At 73.1% G+C, this 18,238-nt stretch carries 12 protein-coding genes; 6 read left to right on the top strand and 6 right to left on the bottom strand.

The genetic code is table 11. The features are described 5' to 3' along the window. Nucleotides 1–15 precede the first annotated feature (15 nt). Genes ABFT23_RS07720 through aztA form a run of 3 tightly spaced genes read right to left on the bottom strand, consistent with a single transcriptional unit; the run spans nucleotide 16 to nucleotide 1,454 of the window. On the bottom strand, nucleotides 16–336 hold the full coding sequence (locus ABFT23_RS07720; protein WP_347893886.1) for a MarR family winged helix-turn-helix transcriptional regulator: 321 nt from the start codon (nucleotides 334–336) through the stop codon (nucleotides 16–18). After that, nucleotides 333–749 carry a hypothetical protein gene (locus ABFT23_RS07715; protein ID WP_347893884.1) on the bottom strand — a complete coding sequence of 139 codons (417 nt, stop codon included), beginning with the start codon at nucleotides 747–749 and terminating at the stop codon, nucleotides 333–335. The genes ABFT23_RS07720 and ABFT23_RS07715 overlap by 4 nt, the downstream gene beginning before the upstream one ends. A 27-nt stretch (nucleotides 750–776) precedes the next feature. Beyond that, a complete protein-coding gene (gene aztA / locus ABFT23_RS07710; RefSeq protein WP_347893882.1) occupies nucleotides 777–1,454 on the bottom strand; it encodes a zinc ABC transporter ATP-binding protein AztA in 678 nt (225 codons plus the stop codon). 48 nt (nucleotides 1,455–1,502) lie between these two features. On the opposite strand from aztA, the gene aztB reads away from it, so the two are divergent. The 4 genes from aztB to aztD are packed head-to-tail and all read left to right on the top strand — an operon-like array spanning nucleotide 1,503 to nucleotide 5,782. Continuing rightward, nucleotides 1,503–2,432 carry a zinc ABC transporter permease AztB gene (gene aztB, locus ABFT23_RS07705; RefSeq protein ID WP_347893881.1) on the top strand — a complete coding sequence of 310 codons (930 nt, stop codon included), beginning with the start codon at nucleotides 1,503–1,505 and terminating at the stop codon, nucleotides 2,430–2,432. Next, nucleotides 2,408–3,628: an ABC transporter gene (locus ABFT23_RS07700; protein ID WP_347893880.1), complete on the top strand. Its 1,221-nt coding sequence runs from the start codon at nucleotides 2,408–2,410 to the stop codon at nucleotides 3,626–3,628. Before aztB ends, ABFT23_RS07700 begins: the two co-directional genes overlap by 25 nt. Continuing rightward, nucleotides 3,625–4,521 (top strand): zinc ABC transporter substrate-binding protein AztC, encoded by an 897-nt coding sequence (gene aztC / locus ABFT23_RS07695; protein ID WP_347893879.1) that lies wholly within the window; start codon nucleotides 3,625–3,627, stop codon nucleotides 4,519–4,521. Before ABFT23_RS07700 ends, aztC begins: the two co-directional genes overlap by 4 nt. 52 nt (nucleotides 4,522–4,573) lie before the next feature. Continuing rightward, entirely contained in the window at nucleotides 4,574–5,782 is a 1,209-nt protein-coding gene (aztD, locus tag ABFT23_RS07690) for a zinc metallochaperone AztD (protein ID WP_347893878.1), read from the top strand. Nucleotides 5,783–5,839: 57 nt separating this feature from the next. Here the strand turns inward: aztD and ABFT23_RS07685 are convergent, their stop codons facing one another. The 3 genes from ABFT23_RS07685 to ABFT23_RS07675 all read right to left on the bottom strand — a co-directional run bounded on the left by ABFT23_RS07685 (nucleotide 5,840) and on the right by ABFT23_RS07675 (nucleotide 14,773). Then, a complete protein-coding gene (locus tag ABFT23_RS07685) occupies nucleotides 5,840–11,995 on the bottom strand; it encodes a family 78 glycoside hydrolase catalytic domain (RefSeq protein WP_347893877.1) in 6,156 nt (2,051 codons plus the stop codon). A gap of 239 nt (nucleotides 11,996–12,234) precedes the next feature. Then, nucleotides 12,235–13,410: a S1 family peptidase gene (locus ABFT23_RS07680; RefSeq protein ID WP_347893875.1), complete on the bottom strand. Its 1,176-nt coding sequence runs from the start codon at nucleotides 13,408–13,410 to the stop codon at nucleotides 12,235–12,237. A gap of 160 nt (nucleotides 13,411–13,570) precedes the next feature. Then, complete coding sequence (locus tag ABFT23_RS07675) at nucleotides 13,571–14,773, bottom strand: ROK family transcriptional regulator (protein ID WP_347893873.1); 1,203 nt, start codon at nucleotides 14,771–14,773, stop codon at nucleotides 13,571–13,573. Between the two features lie 90 nt (nucleotides 14,774–14,863). On the opposite strand from ABFT23_RS07675, the gene zwf reads away from it, so the two are divergent. After that, nucleotides 14,864–16,342: a glucose-6-phosphate dehydrogenase gene (gene zwf, locus ABFT23_RS07670; RefSeq protein ID WP_347893871.1), complete on the top strand. Its 1,479-nt coding sequence runs from the start codon at nucleotides 14,864–14,866 to the stop codon at nucleotides 16,340–16,342. Then, on the top strand, nucleotides 16,342–18,237 hold the full coding sequence (edd, locus tag ABFT23_RS07665; RefSeq protein WP_347893870.1) for a phosphogluconate dehydratase: 1,896 nt from the start codon (nucleotides 16,342–16,344) through the stop codon (nucleotides 18,235–18,237). Before zwf ends, edd begins: the two co-directional genes overlap by 1 nt. The last annotated feature ends 1 nt before the right edge of the window (nucleotide 18,238 follow it).

Raw genomic sequence — 18,238 nt, 5'->3', positions numbered from 1 at the left:
CGCCGGCGCCGGCGCTCACGACGCCGGCTCGCCGTCGAGACCGGCGGTGGCCACGGGCTCGAGGGCCACGATCTCCCGGAGCGCCGCGACGTGCTCGCGGTAGGCGGTGGCGCCCGCGCGGGTGAGCGAGAGCCAGACGCGTCGGGTGTCGGTGCGCGAGCGCTCCTGGCGCACGTAGCCGGCGTCGACGAGCGAGGCCACCTGCTTGCTGAGGGCCGAGGGGGTGATGTCGAGGTGCTCCTTGACCACCGAGAGCTCGACGGTCGTGGCGGCGGCCAGCATCGCGCAGATGCGCAGCCGGTGGGTCGGGTGGATGACCGGGTCGAGCCCGCTCACGCCGTGGCCCGGCGGTGAGCGATCGCGCCGACGGAGAAGGTGACCGTGGCGGCGAGCGAGAACAGCACGACCGGCCACGCACGGTCGCTCAGCTGCGCCGCGACGGCCGCGACCACGGCCCAGGCACCGGCTCCGAACACGCCGACGAGGAAGACCCGGCTGGTCGGCAGGGCCCACGGGACGCCGGAGCGGTACCCGACGGTCACGTTCACCACGACGGTGACCAGTGCCACCGCGAAGCGGGCGCTCGAGGTGCTGTCGAGGAGGGAGGCGAGGCCGAGGAGGCCGAACAGCACGGCGTTGACGGGGTAGAGCCACACCGGCCACGGGGTGTTGCGGACGGCGCGCTGGGCGTCGTCGATCTCGGCCAGGGCGGCGCGGGCGGCGTCGGGCGTCGGATCGTTCGAGGTCATGCCTCGACCCTAGGCAATAGTTTCCACTCAGGCAACTATTGCCGGATCGGCAACGACCTGACCGCCGTCCAGTCGGACGACGACGTCGGCGAGGTCGACCACCACGGCGTCGTGGCTCACGCACACGACGGCGACACCGCGAGCGACCTCGTGGCGCATCGCCGAGCACACGTGCGCCACGCTGGCGGCGTCGAGCCCGGTCGTGGGCTCGTCGAGCAGCAACAGGTCGGCCCGTCGGGCGAGCCCCTGGGCGAGCAGGGCGCGCTGACGCTCTCCGCCGGACAGGGTGTCGAACGAACGCGGAGCCAGGGCCGAGAGGCCGAGCAGGTCCATCGCCTCCTCGACCCGACGCCGCCCGCCGCGACCGACGCGTCGCCAGGCGCCGACCTCGCCCCACAGCCCCATCGTCACGACCTCACGCACCGTCACCGGCAGGCGGGCGGGGACGGCGGCCCGCTGTGGCACGAACGCGGTCGACCCGGGCCGGCGCGCGACCTCGCCCTCGGTCACCGGCAGCACCCCGGCGAGCACCTCGACCAGCGTCGACTTCCCGGCGCCGTTCGGGCCGGCGAGCACCGTCAGCCGCCCGCGCCCGATCGTCAGGTCGACGCCCGCGAGGGCCTCCTGGCCACCACGGACGACGCGCACACCAGCGAGTCGGGCGACATCGGTCGGGAGCACGGGCAGCTGGTCGAGAAGGGCCACCCCTGCACCGTAAGGGACCGAACGCCCTTTTTGAGAATCGTTCTCGTTATGATTAAGTCCGTCGACGTGACGCCCTCCGAGCTCGTCGAGCCCTTCACCCTGGAGTTCTTCCAGCGCGCCGTCGTCGGCGGTGCGCTGGTCGCCGTGCTCTGCGGCGTCGTGGGCACGTGGGTCGTCGTGCGGAGCATGGCCTTCCTCGGCGAGGCGCTGGCGCACGGGATGCTGCCCGGGGTGGCCCTCGCCACCGTGGCCGGGCTGCCGGTGGTGCTCGGCGCCGCGTGCAGCGCCGGCGTCATGAGCCTCGCGGTCAGCCTGCTGCAGCGACGCGGGCGACTCTCCTACGACACCAGCATCGGCCTGCTCTTCGTGGCCATGCTCGCTCTCGGTGTGCTCGTCATCTCGCACTCGGGCAGCTTCGCCACCGACGCGACCGCGATCCTGTTCGGCGACATCCTGGCGATCTCGGACGCCGACGTCCGGTTCCTGCTCGTCGCCACCGCCGTCACCGTGCTCGCCGCCGCCCTGGCGCACCGTCCGCTGCTGGCGCTGGCCTTCGACGCCCGCGTCGCCGCGGTGCTCGGCCTGCGACCCGCGCTCGCGCAGGCCCTGCTCGTCGGGCTGGTCACGCTCGCCGTCGTCGTGTCGTACCAGGCCGTCGGCTCGTTGCTCGTCGTCGGCCTGCTCATCGCACCGGCCGTCGCGGCCTCGCACTGGACCCGCCGCATCCCGACCACGATGGCGCTCGCGGCGGCGCTCGGCGTCGTCGCCGTCGTGGCCGGCCTGCTCCTGTCGTGGTTCGCCGCCACCGCCGCCGGGTCGTCCATCGCGATGACGGCGATCGTCGTCGCCGTCGTGTCGTGGCTGGTGCGGGCCGCCGTCCCCCGTCGTCGCACCGCCCGTCCCGCCCCCACCTCCGCCCCCACCTCCGACCCCACGACCGAACAGGAGAGCCCGTGCTCCCCCGCCCTCCCGGCCTGACGACCGCCGCCCTGGTCACCGTCGGCCTGCTCGCTGCGGTCACCGCCTGCAGCCCGCCGCCGGACGACGCCGCCCCGGCCTCCGCCGAGTCGGCGGGCGACCACGGCGAGATCGCCGGCGCCGTCGAGCTCGCCGAGCCGGCCCTCGGCCTCACCACGGTCGACGCCACCGGCGCCGTCCGCCACCTCGACCTGCTCGACGAGTCCGTCACCGACCTCGCCGACCTGGACCCGCCCGGGGCCGTGCACACCGACGGGCGGTTCGTGTTCGTGCAGACGACGTCGGGCGTCGAGGTCGTCGACAGCGGCGTGTGGACGTGGGACCACGTCGACCACTTCCACTACTACCGCGCCGAGGCCCGCCCCGTGGGTCGCCTCGACGCGCGTGGCCCGGCGACCGTCGTGACCACCACGTCGTCGACCAGCGGTGGCTCGGGCGTCTTCCTGCAGCGCACCGGGGAGGCCGTCATGCTCGACACCGGCGCGCTCGCCGACGGCGAGCTGACCGAGCGGTACCGCGTCAACGCGACGCCGGGAGCCGGGCTGCTCGTCCCGGTCGGCGAGCACGCGCTGCTCGCCGAGGGCGACCGGGTCACCGTGCTCGACGCGGACGGCGTCCGCGGCGCCGAGCACCCGTGTCCCGCGGCGGCCGGCACGATCGCCACGCGCGTCGGCACCGTCGTCGGCTGCCGCGACGGCGCCCTGCTCGCCGTCAGCGGAGACGACGGCCCCGCGATCGAGCGGGTCCCCTACCCCGACGGCCCGGTGCCGCCCGCGACCGACTTCGCCGGACGCGATGGCCGACCGACCGTGGCCGGGCTGGCCGGGCCACGACGGGTCTGGCTGCTCGACACCCGCCAGCGCTCGTGGTCGCTGCTCCGCTCGCCGCGACCGCTCGTCGCCGTCACCGCGGTCGACGACGACGGCGAGCACGTGCTCGGCCTGACCACCGACGGTCGGGTGCTCGTGCTCGACGGCGGGTCCGGCGACGTCGTCGGTCTCTCGGAGCCGCTGGCCCGCGCGTCGCTGCGAGCCGGTCGCGGGGTGCCCACGCTCGTGGCCGACCAGCAGCGCGCCTACCTGAGCGCTCCCGTCGAGCGACGCCTGCACGAGATCGACTTCGCCGACGGCGCCCGCGTCTCGCGGACCTTCGAGACGCCGTCCGAGCCGCTGTTCGTCGCCGGGACCGGCCGATGAGGGCGCTGCTCGCCGTCGGCCTCGTGGTGGCGGGCCTCACCGCCTGCGCCGCCGACGCCGACGACCGGCCGGTGGTCGTCGTCTCGACGAACATCCTCGGCGACGTCGTCGAGCAGGTGGCCGGCGACGAGGCCGAGGTGGTCACGCTCATGAAGCCGGACGCCGACCCGCACTCGTTCGAGGTCTCCGCCCGCGAGGCCGGCCGCATGCGCGGCGCCGACCTGCTGGTCTCCAACGGCCTCGGCCTCGAGGAGGGCCTGCAGCAGCACCTCGACGCGGCCGCCGACGAGGGCGTCACGACCTTCGTGGCCGGCGACGTCGTCGACGTGCTCGACTACGCCGACGGCGATGCCGCCGGCACACCGGACCCGCACTTCTGGACCGACCCGGCCCGCATGGTCGACGTCGTCGAGGGTCTCGAGGCCGCGTTGCTCGGGATCGACGGCGTCGACGCCGAGGCCGTGCGCGAGCAGGCCGGCGCCTACCTCGAGCAGGTGCGCGCCGTCGACGACGAGCTGACCGCGGCGTTCGCGGCCATCCCCGATGAGCAGCGCGCGTTGGTCACCAACCACCACGTCTTCGGCTACCTCGCCGAGCGCTACGACTTCGAGGTCGTCGGCGCCGTCGTCCCGGGCGGGACGACGCTGGCCGCGCCGAGCGCCTCCGACCTCGCCTCGCTCGCCGAGGCGATCCGCGAGACCGGTGTCCGGGCGGTGTTCGCCGAGTCGTCGTCGCGCGACCGGCTCGTGCAGGCCCTGGCCGAGGAGTCGGGGCTCGAGGTCGACGTGCTCGAGCTCTACACCGAGTCGCTCACCGCTCCCGGCGGGGGCGCCGAGGACTACCTGACGATGATGCGCGTCAACGCCGAGCGCATCGCCACCGGGCTCAGCTGAGCCCACCTGTCCCCTGCAAGAACAACCGACACCAACCAAGGAAGTATCGACGATGCGCACCCCTGCGCGTCGACGCGCCACCCTCGCGGTGGCGACGTCGGCGACCCTGCTCGCCCTGTCCGCCTGCTCCTCCGGCGACGACCCGTCGTCCGAGGAGACCGACGAGCCGAGCCCGTCGGCCGCCTCGGCCACCACGACGGCGCCCCGCGTGGCCGTCTCCTACGAGGGCGGGATCCTCGTGCTCGACGGAGAGACCCTCGAGGTCGTCGCCGACCTCGACTCCGAGGAGTTCACGCGTCTCAACCCCGCCGGCGACGACCGGCACGTCATGGTCACCGTCGCCGACGGTTTCCAGGTGCTCGACACCGCCGCCGGGACCGACGACGAGCCCCGGCTCACCGACGTCGTCTACGAGGCGGACACGCCCGGACACGTCGTCGCCCACGCCGGGCGCACCGTGCTCTACGCCGACGGCACCAGCGACACCACGGTCGTCGACACGGCCGAGCTGACCGACCCGTCGTCCGCCGAGACGATCGAGGGCGTCGAGGCGCACCACGGCGTCTCGATCGTGCTCGAGGACGGCACCCTGCTCACCACGGTCGGCGACGCCGAGTCGCGCTCGGGCGCGGTCGCGCTCGACGAGGCGGGTGAGGTCGTGGCCGAGAACGACGAGTGCCCGGGCGTCCACGGCGAGGGCACCGCGGCCGGCGAGGTGGTCGTCCTCGGGTGCGAGGACGGCGCCCTGCTCTACGCCGACGGCGCGTTCACCAAGCTCGACGCGCCCGACCAGCCCTACGGCCGGATGGGCAACGCCTACGTGAGCGAGACCAGCCCGCTCGTCGTGGGCGACTACAAGACCGACCCGGACGCCGAGGGCTACCTGCTCGACTCGCTCGCCGTCATCGACACCGCGGCCGAGACGCTCGACGTCGTCGCCCTCCCGGACGGCGTCGGTTACACCTTCCGCGACGTCGCGCGCGGCCCGGGCGACCTCGCCTACGTCCTTGCGACCGACGGGGCGGTCCACACCCTCGACCCCGCCACCCGCGAGCTCACCGGCTCGACGCCGGTCGTCGCGCCGTGGGAGGGACCGGCCGAGTGGCAGGACCCCCACCCGTCGATCAAGGTCGCGGGCGACATCGCCTACGTCACCGAGCCGGCCTCACGACAGGTCCACGCCGTCGACCTGACCTCCGGTGAGGTCGTCACGAGCGTGACCCTCGACGTCGCCCCCAACGAGGTCGCCGTCACCGGCTGAGCTGACGTCACCGCCGGGGCGCCGGCTCGCACCTCGCGAACCGGCGCCACGGTGACGTCAGCGGGCCCGGACCACGCGCTTGCCCGACGCCCGGACCACGGTGACGTGGTGCGCCTTCGACACGGTGACCCGCACCCAGACGCGCTTGCCGCGATCGGCAGGACGGAGCCGGTAGGTCGCGCCCCTGACGCCGGCGATCGCCCGGCCGCCGCGTACCCAGGTGTAGGTGACCCTGGCGGAGGCGGGCCGCGTCGACACCCTCGCGCGGAGCTCCCTGCCGACCCGCGCGGTGCCCGTGAGGGTGACCCTGACGCTGCGGAACCGGGCCTTCGCGATCGTGACGGTGCGGTCGACACCCGGCGCGGCCAGGTGGTCGGCGTCGCCCGGCTGGGTGGCGCGGAGACGGCACGGTCCGGCGCCGGTGGCGATGACCCGGCCCGCGCGGACCACGCAGGCTCCCGAGGCCGTGACGACGACCGGCAGCCCGGAGGTCGCGGCCGCCCTGACCGTGAACGGCGCAGCCCCGTAGGTCGTGCGGGCCGGTGCGCTGAACCAGATCGTCTGCACCGCCTTCGCGATGGCGACCACGCGGACGACGTCGGGCGCCGGGTTGTGGTCAGTGTCGCCGGCCTGCGACGCCGTCACGGTGCAGGCGCCTGCGCCGGTCGCGGTCACGCCGTCGGGTCCGATCACGCACGCTCCCGAGGCGACTAGCGTGACGGGCAGGCCCGAGGTCGCGGTCGCGGTCACCGGGAACGGCGCGTCACCGAAGGTGCCGCCCTGCGGAGCGGTGACGCTGATCGTCTGGCCCGCCCTGGCCACCGTGAAGGTGCGCGACTCCGTGGCCGGTTCGTACTCGGCGTTGCCGGCCTGGGAGCCGGTGACGGTGCACTCCCCAGCCCCGGTCATCCTCAGGGCGGTCCCGTCGAGGGAGCAGGCACCCGAGGCGACGAGCGTGACCGGCAGCCCGGCCGACGACTGCGCGCCGACGGTGACGGCCTGGTCACCGAAGGTCGCGCCGCCGGGCACGGTCAGGGCGATCACCTGGCGTCCCCTGACCACGGTGTAGTCGCGGGTCACCGTGGTGCTGTGACCGGCGCGGTCGGTCGCGGTCGCGGTGAGCACGTGGGCGCCGACCGTCGCGGCGTAGCCCGACACGGTGCAGGTTGCCACGCCACTGGTCGCGTCAGTCGCCTGGCAGGTGGGGGCTGCCGGGACCTCACCGAACCGGACGGTGCCGGCCGGTCCGCCGACGATCTCGGCCGTCGGCGCGACGGTGTCGACCTTGACCGTGGTGGCTCCGTCGGGTGACGTGTTCCCGGCGGCGTCGGTGGCCCGGTGCCGGAGCGTCTGCTCCCCCTCGGCGCCGAGCTCGACCGGGCCGTCGTACGTCGTCCACCCGCTCCCGGTGTCGACCTCGACGAGCGGTGCGTCGTCGCGGTCGTCCGTCGCGGTCAACGTCGCGGTGACCGGTGCCAGGCTCCACCCGTCGAGACCGGGCTCGCGGTCGACGAGTGCGACGGAGACGGCCGGAGCCCGCTCGTCGGCGCCGGACGAGACCCATAGGTCGGCGACCGACGGGTCGAAGAAGCCCGCGGAGCCGAGCGACGGGTACTCGAACCGCACGCGCACGGTGCCGTCGTGGTCGAGCACCGTCGGGTCGTCGACGAGCAGGCGGTACATCTTCGCCTGTGCGGCGCCGGCGAGCACGCGCTGGTCGACGAGGACGTCGTCGACGTAGATGTCGTACTTCTTGGTCACCGCGGTGTTGAACGTCTCGCGGACCTGGAGCACGATCGGCTCCCCCGGGACCGCAGCGACCTCGGCCGAGAACCACGAGCCCGGGAACTGCGAGTGCGCGTAGCGCCGCGTGAGTCCCGCCTCGGTGCTGATCCCGCTGCTGGGGGCGGCCAGGATGCCGTGGGCGGCCTCCGACGCAGGGTCACCGAAGTCGACGTGGTCGCTCAGCGTGGCCGCGTCCGGGACGTCGAGCGTGAGGACGACGGGCGTCGTCGTCGAGGCGAGCACCTGCTCGCCCGCGAACTCCACCTGCAGGTCGCGCGTGTCTCGGTCGACGAAGCCGACCGGCACGAACACGCGCAGCCGCTCGACGATCTCGCCGCCCGCTGCGACGGTGCGCTCCGGGGTGGGGGCCTGGCGCCAGCCGGCGGGCAGCCGGGCGCGGAGCCGGCCGGTCGCGGGAACGTCGGCGGTGTTGCGGACGGTCGCGGTGACCTCCACGACCTCGAGCGACCCGTCGACCGGGTGGGCGGCCCCCACGTCCACGAGCGCGACCTGGGAGTCGACCGTCGTCCAGTCCTGCTCGAGCGTGAGCGGGTAGGTCGTCCCGCCGTCGGTGAAGCCCAGGGCGACGGAGACCCGCACCGGGCCGGGACCCTGGGTGAGCGGCACCCGCGTGGTGAAGGCGAGGTCGCGGCTCGTGCCGGCCGGGAGCGCCGCGGGGGCGGTGTCGTCGCTGTCGACGTCCCAACCGTCGACGGCGAACGTCGCCGTGAAGGGACCGACGGCGGCGGCGCCGGCGTTGGTCAGTCGGACCGCACCTGCGAGCGCCTGGCCTCGCAGCACCGGGCCTGGGAGCGGGACGAGCGTCGCGGTGATCCCTCGGATCGTCAGGGCCGCCTCGACGATGCCGTCCTCGACGGCAGCGAGGCGCGGTGCGAGGTCGCTGCGTGTCGTCGCCGACGCCACCAGCCCGTCGAGGGAGACGCGGAGGTCACGGAGGGCGTCCAGCGCGCTGCCGAGGTCGGCACGGCAGGTGACGCCGTCGGCGGCGGTGTGGGCGGCCGACGCGGAGCGGACCAGGGCGAGGACGGCGTCGAGGCGGTTGTCGAGGGCGGTCGCCTCGTCCGTCGTCAGGTCGCCGGCGTCCAGGTGGGCCTCGACGCGGTCTCCGAGGTCGAGCAGACCGTCGAGCGCCGGTTGGAAGATGCCCTGGTCGTCGGCGGCCCGCGGGCCGAAGGTCCACTGACCGGGACCGACCTCGAAGGTGGCGTAGGTGCCCCCGGGCAGGGTCGAGCGGCCCACGTACGTGGCCTCCTGCGGGTGGCTCGGCACGAACTCGGGGCGCACGGACGACGGCAGCGGCACCTGCACGGTGGCGGTGGTGTTGCCGGGAACCGTCACCGACAGCTCGGTGTGCCCCCGGGCGTCGTGCTCGAAGGCCGCGGAGATCTGACCGCGCACCGTCGGGACCGCGATCGAGGCGTCCGCCAGGTCACCGGGCTGCGGCTTGACCTGGAACTCGCCGTAGCCGTCGCTGGTCGGCTGGATGCCGAACAGCCCGGCCGGCACGTTGAACGCCGGCGAGGCCGCCCACGGGTGGGAGTAGGTGAGGTTGCTCTTCTGCGAGGGGTCCCACGCCTCCATCGTCGAGCCGGCCCCGAGGCGGATCATGTTCATCCAGCTGCTCGTGCCCTCGTCGGTCATCGCGTCGAGCGCCGCCTGGCCGTTGCCGCCGTCGTAGAGGCCCTTCACGTAGAAGGCAGCGCAGTAGACGCTGCAGGCCATCCCACGGGAGTCGACGAACTCGGCGACCCGCTCGACCTGGTCGTCCTCCGGCACCCCGAAGGCGAGCGCGAAGGCGCTGGCGTGCACCGAGAAGTGGCCGGTCCGGACACCGCCTGCGTCCATGCCGTCGTCGTAGCGACCGGTGGCGGCGTCGTAGAGCCGCGCGTTGATCTGGGCACGGAGCCGGTCGGCCTGCTCGGTGTAGAGAGCGGCGTCGGCGGGCTTGTCGAGCACCGTCGCCATCGCCGCCATGTCCCGTGCGGCGCGGTAGTAGATCGAGTTGATGACGGTGTTGTACTGCCGGAACTGGTAGCCGTCGCGCTGGCTCGTCGGCCAGTCGACGATGTCGCAGTCGGTCTGGGAGCTGCAGCCGTCGGAACGCGTCGTCTTGCGGACCAGGCCGCTGGAGGCCTCGAGCCAGTCGGGCCGGAGCTTGGCCTTGAGGTTGTCGTAGTACTCGGCGACCTGCTCGGTGTTGCCGGTCTGGCGCCAGGCGTCGTAGACCGAGAGCACGACGTAGATCGGCCACTCGGTCGGCCAGGTCCGGTTGCTCTTGAAGTAGTTCATCGAGTAGCGGCCCAGCGACAGGTCCTCCATGAGGTAGAGCGAGGAGAGCTGCTGGAGGTAGCCGTCGGCCTCGTAGTTGATCCGCTCACGCGTCCAGGAGTCGGTGTAGAAGTTGACGTTCAACGACTCGATGGTGTTCTTCGACAAGCCGTAGACCTGGTTCAGGTTCTCGTCGGACGACGTGAACGAGGCGGCCTCGCGGTCGAAGGGGTAGACCAGTGCGAGCGCCTTCAGGTTGTCCACCGTGACGGGCTCCGGGGCGCCGACGATCTCCAGGTAGCGGAAGACCCGCATCCCCCAGGTCTCCAGCCGCTGCTCGCCGTCCTTGAGGGTGACGATGTCGCGATACTTGTTGGTCGTGTTGAGCTCCCACCGCACCGTGCTCGGGCTCGAGGTGATCTCGCCGAAGCGGAGCTCGACGCGGGCCCCGTCAGTGCCGTCCGCGACGTCGTACTGCACCCCGCCGACCCAGGTCCGGCCGAAGTCGACGAAGTAGCTGCCGTTGCCCTTGTCGACGATCTCCACCGGGTCGTGAAGCTGCTGCTCGACCTTGTCGGTCGGGGTGGACTCGAGGTTGGGGATCGCCGGACGCGACACCGCCGGCGACCAGGTGCTGTCGTCGAAGCCCACCGACGCGAAGCCGAACGGGAACTGGCGGGCGTCGAGGTTCTCCATCGGAGCGCTGTAGAAGCTGGTGCCGATCGAACCGGCCTCCGGGAACGCGAGACCGCCGTTCAGCGACGTCCAGCTCGGCCCGGTGCCGAAGACGTCGGAGGTGCCGTCGGCGTAGACGACCTTCAGCTGCGCCTGGAACCGGCGGTTGGCGTTGGTCGTGTAGGCCAGTGCCGCGATCGAGTTGGCCGCGCCGCGCTGCAGCAACGCGGTGACGTCGAAGCCGTCGTACCGGGCCTCGCTGCCGATGCGGTTGGTCGGGCCGAGGCCGACGAACTCGCCGTTGACGTAGGTCTTGTAGACGTACTGCGAGTGGTTGCGGAACTCCGTGCCCGTGGCGTTGAGGGTCGCCCAGGCGATCTCCTTGTCGGCCACGTCGACCTCGGTGCGCAGGAACGCCCAGTTGGCCGGGACGTTGGCCGGGTTCGCGATGCCGCAACTCAGGCCGTTGCCGACGGTCAGCGCACCGGCGGAGAGGGAGCCGCACGGGAACGGGTTCGTGGCCGAGAAGTCGTTGGCGACCAGCACCCGGCCGGTGCCGGTCTCGACGACCGACAGGTCGTCGACCTGTCCGGTCTCGCTGTTGCCGGTGCGCACGCCGACCGTGCCGCTGGGGTTGCGGGTGTCGGAGCGCTGGTCGACCTGCACGTTGTTGATGAACGTGGTGAAGGTCGACCCGGCGACCACGATGCGGACGTCGGTCCAGGTGTTGGCCACCAACGTGCCGGCGGGCAGGGCGACCGAGGCACCGAGGGTCGCGTAGGCGCCGTTGACCTGCGAGTGCGGCGTGAGGCGGTTGTCGGAGGCGCGGAACTGCCACATGAACGAGTTGGCGGCGTCGAAGGCCCGGAACCGCAGCCCCAGAGCGCTGCCGGTGATGCGGATCTTGGCGGTCAGCGTGTAGTCGACCCACGGCGCGCTGCTCGGGCCGGGCACCTGGGCGGTGGCCCAGATCGGCTCGCTGCCGGCCCAGGTGCTGCCCGAAGACGTACCGAACCAGGCGGCCTCGGACCAGCCCGAGGCGACGTCGGTGGCGTCCCAGGTCTGCACCCTCCACACGTAGCGCTGCCCCGCGGCGAGCGCAGTGCCGCCGTGCGGCACGTTGAGCTGGGCGTCCGAGGAGACCTTGCCGGAGTCCCAGACGTCGCCGTCGCCGACCGCCGCCCTGGCGGCGTCGCTCGAGACGATGATGCGGTAGGCCGACTGCATGCCGGCGGCCACCTGCCACGAGTAGTCCGGCGTCAGGTCGCCCAGATCGGCGGGTTGGGCCAGGCCGTTCACGCGGAGACCGCGTGGGCTGTGCTCACCCTCGTCGACCACGGCCGACGGCGTGACCGGCGCGGCGCCAGCCGGCGGTACCGGCACCGCCAGGACAGCGGCCACGAGCGCGGCGACCACCGGGGCGGCGAGGGATCGGGACGACAGTGTTCTCAGGGTGCGGCTCACGCGGCTACGTCCTTGGCTCATGGTCGCCCGAGCGATCCTGGTCACAGTGCGCCCACCATAATGAAACGTTTCGATATTGGGCAGGAGTTGGCCGGATGTGGACACGGTCACATCGAGGACCCGCCGGCGCCTACGGCGAGGTAGCGCGCCGATGCGTCATTCCGTCGCAGCGGGCCGAGCCGGGCGCGCCGACGGCCCGCCTCCTCGTCATCGAGGAGGCGGGCCGTCGTGTCGCGCGATCAGCCCCGCGTCAGGGTGAGGCCGTAGGCCTGCAGGATCTCGTTGACCGGCTGGTACCAGGTCTGCGGGCCGGCCTGGCCGCAGCCGGCGCTGATGCCGGAGGTGACGCCCTGGGCCTGGTTGGCCGAGAGCACCGACCCGCCCGAGTCACCCGGGTTGGCGCAGGCGCTGGTGCGGTGCAGGCCGTAGACCGGGCCGACGTCGTAGTTGACGGTCTCGTTCTTGCCCAGCAGCGTGCCGCACTGGTAGCCCGTCGTCCGTCCGGAACGGCAGATCGAGCTGCCGACCGCCGCCTCGTCGGAGCCGAGGACGACGACCAGCTGGCCCGCGTAGTTCGTGACCCACGGCCGCGACGTCCAGCTGCTGTTGGTCTGCACGAAGGCGTAGTCGTTGCCCGGGAACGACGAGCCGGTGAAGGTGCCCTGCGCGGCACCGTTGACGCCGGCGGTCTGCGCGCCGACGCCGCCGCAGTGACCGGCGGTGACGAAGCCGCCGTTGTCGGTGGCGAAGCCCACCGAGCACAGCGTGCTGTTGTTGATCGAGTACTGCTCACCGCCGATGGTGTCGTAGACGGTGCGCGGGCGCAGGGCCGAGGTCTCGACCGCGACGTCGGTCGCACCCGCCTTGCGGGCGAACGCGCGGGCCTTCGACTCGGCCCCCGGGGCGGCCACGACCACGACCTCGTTGGTGGCGGTGTCGACGCGCCAGCCGCGGACGGCGTCGGGGGCCTGCGCGGCGCGACGGTCGAGCTTGGCGCGATCGGCCTGGAGCTCGCCGAAGCCGCGCTCGACGAGCACCGGGCGCGCACCGGCCTCGCGCACCGTCGCGGCCGCCTCGGACGACGTCACGCCGACGGAGAGCGTGGTGGCGCCGTCGGCGATCCAGGCGCCGCCGAAGTCGCGGCCCAGCTCGGCGCGCAGGCGGTCCTCGACGGCCGGGGCCGTGGACTCCATCCGCAGCCGGGCGTCGACCTGGGCGTCGGTGAGCGACAGGTCGCGCTTCAGGGCGGTCCGCATGGCCGGGTCGATGCCGGTGACGGCGTCACGGCTCGCCGCGTCGACGGCGCCGGCGTCCTCGGCCGCGTAGCCGGCCGACGGGGACGTGAAGGTGACCGCGGCTGCGGCCGATGCGGCCGCGAGCGCACAGGCTCCCAGCAGACGATGGTGTCGAGGCATGGCTGGACCTTTCCGAGACTTCCGAGATGACCCTCGAGCCCTCCGCGCACGGCGCGGAGGGCTGGCAGGAGAGGCGACCAGCGAGACCTGGGCGCGCCACGCAACCTAGTGAGCGCGGGCCGCGGCCGACAAGACCTGCCGGCCAGGTCAAGGGTTTGCCCTACCTTCTGTTGATCGGACCGTCCGTCTGATCGATCTCGCCCCGGCGCGCGGCCAGCAGCCGCGCGTCGACCGCCTCGGGGCTGAGCACCTCGTCGAGCACCAGGCTCGCGCAGCCGACGAGGCCGGCGCGGTCGCCGAACGTCGAGGGCAGGAAGCGCAGGTCGCGCACGGCGATGGTGGCCGCGCGCGCGTAGACCGTCTCGCGCAGGCCGGCGGTGTAGACGTCGAACGCCGCACCCATGTCGCCCCCGACGACGACGGCCTCGGGGTTGAGCACGTTGACGGCGACGGCCAGCACCTCGCCGAGCCGACGGCCGGCCTCGCGCAGCAGCTGCTTGGCCTCGGCGTCGCCACCCGCCGCGAGGGCGACGAGGTCGCGCACGTGCTCGACCGGACGGCCGGCCTCGCGCATCTCGGCCACCAGCGCCCAGCCGGCCGCAATGGTCTCGAGACACCCGACGTCGCCGCACCGACAGGTGCGGCCGGCGGCGGCGTCGACCTTGGTGTGCCCGATCTCGCCGGCCGCGCCCAGGTGCCCGGCGACGACCCGGCTGTCGGCGATGATGCCGAGCCCGAGTCCGGTGGAGGCCTTCACGACGACGAGGTCCTGGTGCGTCGCGGCGTGGCCCTGGCGCTCGGAGCGGGCGAGCACGTCGGCGTCGTTGGCCACCAGCACCGTGCCCGGATCGATGCCGGCGGCCACGAGGGCGGCGCCGAGGTCGACGCCGTCCCAGCCGGGCATGGCCGGCGAGTCGATGCTCACGCCGCGCACGGGGTCGACCGTGCCGGGCAGGCTGACGCCCGTGCCCAGCACCGGGCGTCCGGGCCGCTCGGCGGCGACGCGCGCGAGGTGCTCGGCGACCGAGGGCAGCACGGCTCCGGGCGGGGCGCCGACCTCGTGCTCGACCGACTCGCGGGTCAGCTCGGTGCCGGCCAGGTCGAAGACGGCCACCTGCGAGCGGGAGCGGCCGATCGCCGCGGCCAGCACGATGCCGGCGTCGACGTCGAGCACCAGCCCGGACGCCGGCCGGCCGCCGGTCGAGGCGAGGTCGCGCCCCAGGCGCACCAGGCCGATCTCCTCCAGCGCGGCCAGACGACTGACGACGGCGGTGCGCGACAGACCGGTGATGCGAGCGAGGTCGGAGCGGCTGCCGGCCGCGCCCGAGCGCACCAGCTGCAGCAGGTCGCCGGCCGAGGTCATGAGCCGATCCTAACCACAGAAGCACCGACTTTTAACTCCAAAGTACGAAAGCCTGCTTGCGAAGGACGATCTTTGCTCTACCGTTGTCGGGTGACCACTACCGATCCGACCGCGGTCCCGTCGTGCGACTTCACCGTCGTCGGCGCGACCGGTGACCTCGCGCTCCGCAAGCTCGTGCCCGCCCTCTACCACCGCGAGGTCGAGGGCCAGCTGGCCGAGCACACGCGCGTCATCGGCGTCTCCCGCACCGCCCACAGCGACGAGAGCTACCGCGCCGTCGTCCGCACCGCCCTCGCCGAGCACGTCAGCGACGCCGACGCCGCCGCCGTCGAGCGGCTCGTCGACCGCGTGCACTACCTCGCCCTCGACGCCGCCAAGCCCGACGACTGGCACCAGCTGCACGGCCTGCTGAAGGAGAACGCCGACCCCGAGGCCGTCCGCGTCTTCTACCTCGCCGTCGCTCCGGCCATGTTCGGCCCGATCTGCGAGCGGCTCGACCAGGCCGGCTGCGTCGCCCCCACCTCGCGCGTGGTGATGGAGAAGCCGATCGGCACCGACCTCGCCTCGGCCCACGCCGTCAACGACGCCGTCGGCGCGGTGTTCGAGGAGCACCAGATCTTCCGCATCGACCACTACCTCGGTAAGGAGAGCGTGCAGAACCTCCTCGTCACGCGCTTCGCCAACACCTTCCTCGAGCCGCTGTGGAACTCGCGGTGGGTCGACCACGTGCAGATCACCGTCTCCGAGACCCTCGGTGTCGGCGGTCGCGGCGACTACTACGACACCTCCGGTGCGCTGCGCGACATGGTGCAGAACCACCTGCTGCAGCTGCTCTGCCTCGTCGCCATGGAGCCGCCCACCTACGTCAACGGCGAGAGCGTCCGCGACGAGAAGCTCAAGGTCCTGCAGGCACTCAAGCCGATGTCGCCCGACGACGTCGACCGCGACACCGTGCGGGGTCGCTACGGCCAGGGCCTCGTCGACGGCGCCGCCGTGCCGTCGTACACCGAGGACCTCGGTCGGCCGGGCAGCTCGACCGAGACCTACGTCGCCATCCGCGCCGAGGTGCAGAACTGGCGCTGGGCCGGCGTCCCGTTCTACCTGCGCACCGGCAAGCGGATGGACCGCAAGCTCTCCGAGATCGTGGTGGTCTTCAAGGAGCCGCCGCACGCGATGTTCCCGCACCACGAGGGCGTGCAGACGCCGAACCGCCTGCACATCCAGGTGCAGCCCGACGAGGGCATGCGCCTGCACATGACGGCGAAGGAGCCCGGCCCGGGCGGCTTCCGCTTCAAGCCGGTCTCGCTCGACCTCAGCTATGCCTCGGTGTTCAACGACCGGATGCCCGACGCCTACGAGCGCCTGCTGATGGACGTCATCCGCGGCATCCCGACGTTGTTCATGCGCCGCGACGAGGTCGAGGCCGCGTGGACCTGGATCGAGCCGATCCTCCAGCGTTGGGCGGTCACGCCCGAGCGCCCCAAGCGTTACCCGGCCGGCACCAGCGGGCCGACCGCCGCCGCCATGCTCCTCGAGCGTGACGGCCGAACCTGGCAGGAGTCCGACTGATGACCGAGCGATCCGGCCGTCCCCGCACCACGCACCCCGTCGTCGCCGAGGTCACCCGACGCATCGTCGAGCGCAGCGCCGTGACCCGGGCGGCCTACCTCGAGCGCGTGCGGGCGGCGTCCGGCGGCTCGCCCGCCCGGACCGACCTCGGCTGCGCCAACCTCGCCCACGGCTTCGCGGCCAGCGAGCCGACCGAGAAGCTCGCGCTGCGCGGCCGCGTGAAGCCCAACCTGGCCATCGTGACCAGCTACAACGACATGCTCTCGGCGCACCAGCCGTTCGTCGACTACCCGCCCGTGCTCAAGGCCGCCGCCGCGCGCGCCGGCGGGCTCGCGCAGGTGGCCGGCGGCGTGCCGGCCATGTGCGACGGCATCACCCAGGGCCGCGACGGCATGCAGCTGAGCCTCTACAGCCGCGACGTCATCGCGATGTCGACCGCGATCGCCCTCAGCCACGACATGTTCGACGGCGGCCTCATGCTCGGCGTCTGCGACAAGATCGTGCCGGGCCTGCTCATCGGCGCCCTGTCGTTCGGTCACCTGCCCACCGTGTTCGTGCCGGCCGGGCCCATGGCCTCGGGCCTGCCCAACGGTGAGAAGGCGCGCGTGCGCCAGCTCTACGCCGAGGGCAAGGTCGACCGCGACGCCCTGCTCGAGGCCGAGGCGGCCTCCTACCACTCGAAGGGCACCTGCACCTTCTACGGCACGGCCAACTCCAACCAGCTGCTCATGGAGGTGCTCGGCCTGCACCTGCCCGGCTCCTCGTTCGTCAACCCGGGCACCCCCCTGCGCGACGCGCTCACCCGCGCCGCCGCCGAGCGGGCCGTCGCGATCACGCGTCAGGGCGGCGAGCCGACGCCGATCGGCGAGGTGGTCGACGAGAAGGCGATCGTGAACGCCTGCGTGGCGCTGCTGGCCAGCGGCGGCTCCACCAACCACACCCTGCACCTGGTGGCGATCGCGCGCGCGGCCGGCGTCCAGCTGACCTGGGACGACCTGGCCGACCTCGCTGCCGTCGTGCCGCTGATCTGCCGCATCTACCCCAACGGTCAGGCCGACGTGAACCACTTCCACGCCGCCGGCGGCATCGGGTTCCTCGTGCACACGCTGCTCGGCGCGGGCCTGCTGCACGACGACGTGCTCACGATCATGGGGCGCGGCCTGCACCGCTACACCACCGAGCCGGTGCTGCGCGGCGACGTGCTCACGTGGGAGGAGGGCCCCAAGGCCAGCCTCGACCTCGACGTGCTGCGCCCGGCCGACGACCCGTTCTCGCCCGACGGCGGCCTGCAGGTGCTGCGCGGCACCCTCGGCATCTCCGTGCTGAAGACGTCGGCGGTCAAGCCCGAGCACCGCGTCGTCACCGCGCCCGCGATCGTCTTCGACGACCAGGGTGAGCTGCTCGCCGCCTTCGAGGCCGGCCGCCTGCACGACCGCGACTTCGTCGCCGTCGTCCGCTACCAGGGCCCGGCCGCCAACGGCATGCCCGAGCTGCACAAGCTCACGCCCGCGCTCGGCGTCCTGCAGGACCGCGGTCAGCGCGTCGCGATCGTCACCGACGGCCGCATGTCGGGCGCCTCCGGCAAGGTGCCGGCCGCGATCCACGTCACTCCCGAGGCCGCCCTCGGGGGGCCGCTGTCGCGCGTGCGCGACGGCGACCTCGTCACGGTCGACGCCGAGAACGGCGTCCTCGACCTGCCCGGGGTGACCTCGACCGAGCTGCAGCAGCGCGAGCCGACCGGCGCCGCGCCCGACGGGCTCGCCTGGGTCGGCACCGGTCGCGAGCTGTTCTCGGTCTTCCGCGCCACGGTCGGCCCCGCCGACGCCGGTGCGTCCGTCTTCCCCACCCACCCGGCTCCGGCCGCTCCCTCGGAGGTCTCCTTTGTCCACGCCTGAG

The sequence above is a fragment of the Nocardioides secundeburneus genome (genome assembly GCF_039939255.1).
Lineage (GTDB): Bacteria > Actinomycetota > Actinomycetes > Propionibacteriales > Nocardioidaceae > Nocardioides.
Note: the sequence above shows the minus strand (reverse complement) of the source record. Positions and strands in the feature narration are given on the sequence as shown.

What these genes read in the sequence shown, in the direction of transcription:
- ABFT23_RS07715 (WP_347893884.1), bottom strand. Translation starts at nt 749, where the DNA reads ATGACCTCGAACGATCCGACGCCCGACGCCGCCCGCGCCGCCCTGGCC.
- ABFT23_RS07680 (WP_347893875.1), bottom strand. Translation starts at nt 13,410, where the DNA reads ATGCCTCGACACCATCGTCTGCTGGGAGCCTGTGCGCTCGCGGCCGCA.
- aztD (WP_347893878.1), top strand. Translation starts at nt 4,574, where the DNA reads ATGCGCACCCCTGCGCGTCGACGCGCCACCCTCGCGGTGGCGACGTCG.
- aztC (WP_347893879.1), top strand. Translation starts at nt 3,625, where the DNA reads ATGAGGGCGCTGCTCGCCGTCGGCCTCGTGGTGGCGGGCCTCACCGCC.
- aztB (WP_347893881.1), top strand. Translation starts at nt 1,503, where the DNA reads ATGATTAAGTCCGTCGACGTGACGCCCTCCGAGCTCGTCGAGCCCTTC.
- ABFT23_RS07675 (WP_347893873.1), bottom strand. Translation starts at nt 14,773, where the DNA reads ATGACCTCGGCCGGCGACCTGCTGCAGCTGGTGCGCTCGGGCGCGGCC.
- edd (WP_347893870.1), top strand. Translation starts at nt 16,342, where the DNA reads ATGACCGAGCGATCCGGCCGTCCCCGCACCACGCACCCCGTCGTCGCC.